The organism is Coprobacillus cateniformis (assembly GCF_009767585.1).
GTDB classification, from domain to species: domain Bacteria; phylum Bacillota_I; class Bacilli_A; order Erysipelotrichales; family Coprobacillaceae; genus Coprobacillus; species Coprobacillus cateniformis.
Map to the genome: position 1 here is coordinate 1 of NZ_WSNW01000011.1, position 3,957 is coordinate 3,957.

Sequence of the window (3,957 nt, forward strand, 5' to 3'; positions counted from 1 at the left end):
ACAACAAGTTCAGGGGGACATGGAAGTACAGGAAACAGTACATCAAAAGGATATGCTTCATCAGGAAATACAAGTCCAGGCTATGCACCTCCCTCTTCATCTAATGGTGGCTATCAGGGAGTTAGTGGAGCTAATTCAATATTTAATAAAGGAAAAGATGTCTTAAAAAGGTTTAATCTTGATGATGCTTATGTAAAGCCAAAACATCTATCAACTAGTGGTGGTAATGGAACTAAATTTCTAGGAGGTTCCAAGGCAGAGGCAGAAGTAATATTAAGAGAAGGGTTAAAGAATGGAACAATTAAAACCATAGCAGACAATGGCATAACAAAGCTTGGGTCTCAAAGTTATGAAATTATTATTGATGTAGGGAAAGTTATTGGAACTAAGGGTGAAACGCTAATTAAGATTGTTTTATCAGAAGATGGAGGTATGCTAAGTGCATTTCCTGTTAAATAGAAAGGAAAATATCATGAACGTTTTAGAAAGATTTTTACAATCAGAAATTAACACGCAAGAGTTATATGATGATATTATTTTGTTCATCACATCATTTCATATCAGAAATGGAGAATTTGAGGGGAATGAATTCATTATTAAAAAAATGGACCAAACCAATTATATTATTTTTCCCGAATATGAAGGTGGGGATGGAGAAAGAGAGATACATGCTGCAATAGCAATCTATAGAAATAATTTAATAAAAGAAATAAATGATTGCGCCACTAAAAAAGGTATTATTGTTAGAGAAATTAAAAATTAAATAATATACATCAGAGAAAGAGTATTCATAGTGAGAGTGCTCTTTTTCTTTGTCAAAAATTAACAGGTTGAATTTGCAACTCAATCAAGTCCTCTCTGTGTACGAAGTGTAAGCAGAGGGAAGGGCTTGAGGATTGAAGCGTTATTGACAATCCTTGTGTGGGCGACAAGTAACACCGCCCTACACATACACACCAAGAAACAGGAAATAGGTTATTTTAATGGCTTAAATCCTGTTTTTTTACTGCACAGTTTTATGCCAAAAAATAGGAGTAAATATAAATGTTTAATGAAGTTTTGCTCATTTTACGGAATTAAGGTCTTTGCAACAGTAGTAATAGTGTAAGTAATTTTAAGAATCTTGCCAATTCGTTACCTTTCATTTGTAATAATAGTAGAAAAGATAAAATGTTTTCTAAAATGGTAGACAAATTCACATTTGCATTTGTGTTTCATTGTGAAGAGAATAGAAAACTTTTCTAAACTATGCAACAAATACAGGTAAATACCAAAGGCGAAGCACGCAACCCAATTATGCGAGCTTATTTTGAATGCAAAATAGCAGAGGGAAAGACAAAGATACAAGCATTATTATGTATCATGAGAAGATTAGTGAACATCATTTACAGTATGATGAAGAGGAAAACAGCCTATCAAATACCTACCAAAAGAGAAGAAAGTAAAGCAAGTGCATAAGAGAAGATGAAAAAGCAAAGAAAACGTGGTAAAATAAGGACATATCCAGTATTTGACCACTTAAAAAATAAGTAGTCAAACCCAGCCCGCAGGGAGCTAGTGGAGCTGAATTTGGTGATGATTTTGGTAAAATGGGTACTTATGTAGAAAAGCCAAGTTTAAAAGTAGATTGGGAGCAATATGCTGACCATGCTACGAATGACTCAATGGTTAAACGTGGGATTAATCAAGAAATGGTAGATAGCTATGTAGCAAATGGTAAAGCATTATCTCAAGGAAATGGTAAATATGCTTTTGTTTCTCGTGATGGTGTTGCTGTTGTTACTTCAAATGGGAAATTAGTGACAACTTGGTCAAGCGCAAATTTTGATGCTAATATGCTAGAGATCGTAGATAAATTGTTTGGTAAAGGTAAATAATCATTTTCAAGATTACATCGTTAAATATTTTTTAAAGGAAGGATAAGTAAAAGGCATGAATAATATAAAAAAAGAACGCATAAAGAAAATCATAGATGAATGGGACCCTATTGATTTATTACCATTTGCTCCGCCTGATGAATACGATTATGAAATAAATAAAATATATAGTGTTATTGAAGACAAAGTAAATATTGAACATCAATATTTATCAGAAATCATTTACAATGTCTTCAAAAAGACGTTTGGTGAAGATGTATTTTTAAATACTATAGAAGATTGTATGATTGTAGCTGATAGTATTTTGCAGTCGATAAATTGATATTAGTTTAAGAATCGGAGCTTTATAAGCTCCTTTTTTGTGAAGCTCTGGTAAGAAGTTGAAGCTTCAAGCCACTCCTAGCGTACGAAGTGTAAGCAAGGGAGGTGGCTTGGATTGGAGCGTAGTGACAATCCTTATAGGGCGCATTAGTAACACCGCCCTACACATACAGACCAAAGAGCAGGAAATAGTCTCTACATAAGGCTTTGCAGTTGATTTACGACTGCAAAGTTCTTTGTTGTAGAATCTTATGATTTAAAATAATATGATAAATTTTTATAAATATGCAACAAATCACTTCTCTGTGGGCAGTTACTGTGTGGAAGACAAGGAGGACATAAACATATCAAAGAAAGAATTAAGTATCAAGATTGATTATCTAAGTGTCGTATTAGATATCCTCAAAGATGATGAGTTAATACGTAGATTGTTAGGATTGCCATTGGAGTATTTCTTGACTAAAGTTAATCATAAGAATTACACTCGTCTTTAGCTATTTGGTACAATCAATAAGTATGAAGATAGGGAGTTGAAAGACAAGGAAGTGTCATCAGTGATGATGGACTGGATAAGCATATCTTTACGTATGATGACTTTGGAAAAAGTCTAGAGAATATCAATGACAGCTATGCCTATAGAGGAGAGAATACGGAGTACAACTACCAGTATCTTAGAGCAAGATACTATGAGACAGCAAATGGACGCTTCCTGTCAAGAGATAACTATCTGGGAGAGAGAAATGCAAGTGAATACAATCAGTATATCTATGCATTGAACAATCCATCTATGTATAAGGATCCCAGTGGACATTCGTGGCTGGGCGATTTATGGGATGGAATACAAAAAGTAGTGTCGGATATATATAATGGGGCAAAGAAGGCTATCAGTACAATCTATAATGGAGCTAAAACTGTTACAAAGGCGATTGTCAATACAGTTAAGAAGGCAGCAGACTTTGTAAACAAGAAAATCATTCAGCAGGCAGTCAAAGTCGTAAAGAATGTTGTCAATTCAATTATCAGTAGATCAAGCAACACTATAAGGAAAGTCGCAGATAAGGTTGATCAAGAAAAGAAAAAACAAGAATCTGCAAAAAAGAAGGCAGCAGAGCAGAAGAAACAGAAAGAGTCATTTGTTGAATATGCCAAAAATCATGGAATAGATGAAGCATATAGAAAGTATAACAGTATGGATAAGAGTCTTTTGAATGAAGCAGTCAAAGCTTATTGTGACACAATGGATCTTGATTATATATCAATCAATTATTCACTAAAAAGAATAATAAGATCAGAAGACTCAGAAATTGTACTGGTAGGAAAATATAAAATCATATGCGAAACCATAAAACATGCTGGAAATGTGAATGAATCTGCTGTACAATCAAGCGTAGGATATAGTTGTGCAAGTACTATCCATAAGACGTATATATCAAAGGCAATAGAACTATTAAATTATGTGAGAACACAGGCCTGTAACTTTCCAGGTGTAAGAGTGAATACTGCATCAAAGATTAATACTATTTATAATTATTCATATGGAACCAAACAGTTAACAGAGCAGTATGTAACAAATATGAATGAGCATAGTAGAGATATGATGGAGTACATCTGGTCTCATCCAAGGGAATATAAGCCAGTCAAGATATGGAGAGATACAGGGACATACAGTGGAGGCAGATGGGAAGATGCAGTCTATCATGTCGGAAGCAAGCAGTATCATGCATATGGAAACTGGCTATATACAACATTTGTACCATGG

The 3,957-nt window shown here is 34.1% G+C and carries 4 protein-coding genes and 1 pseudogene; all 5 read left to right on the top strand.

The window, feature by feature from the left end:
• Positions 1 to 459 (top strand): annotated as a pseudogene (locus GQF29_RS18060) (hypothetical protein); the annotation flags it as partial.
• Positions 460 to 472: 13 nt separating this feature from the next.
• Positions 473 to 763, top strand: a complete 291-nt coding sequence (locus GQF29_RS18065; RefSeq protein WP_008787397.1) for a hypothetical protein — start codon at positions 473 to 475, stop codon at positions 761 to 763.
• An 826-nt stretch (positions 764 to 1,589) separates the two neighbouring features.
• Positions 1,590 to 1,877 (top strand): hypothetical protein, encoded by a 288-nt coding sequence (locus tag GQF29_RS18070; protein ID WP_008787399.1) that lies wholly within the window; start codon positions 1,590 to 1,592, stop codon positions 1,875 to 1,877.
• A 55-nt stretch (positions 1,878 to 1,932) separates the two neighbouring features.
• On the top strand, positions 1,933 to 2,199 hold the full coding sequence (locus GQF29_RS18075) for a DUF1871 family protein (RefSeq protein WP_008787400.1): 267 nt from the start codon (positions 1,933 to 1,935) through the stop codon (positions 2,197 to 2,199).
• 576 nt (positions 2,200 to 2,775) lie between these two features.
• Positions 2,776 to 3,957, top strand: a 1,182-nt coding sequence (locus GQF29_RS18085) for an RHS repeat-associated core domain-containing protein (protein WP_336603418.1), incomplete at its 3' end; no start/stop codon positions are given.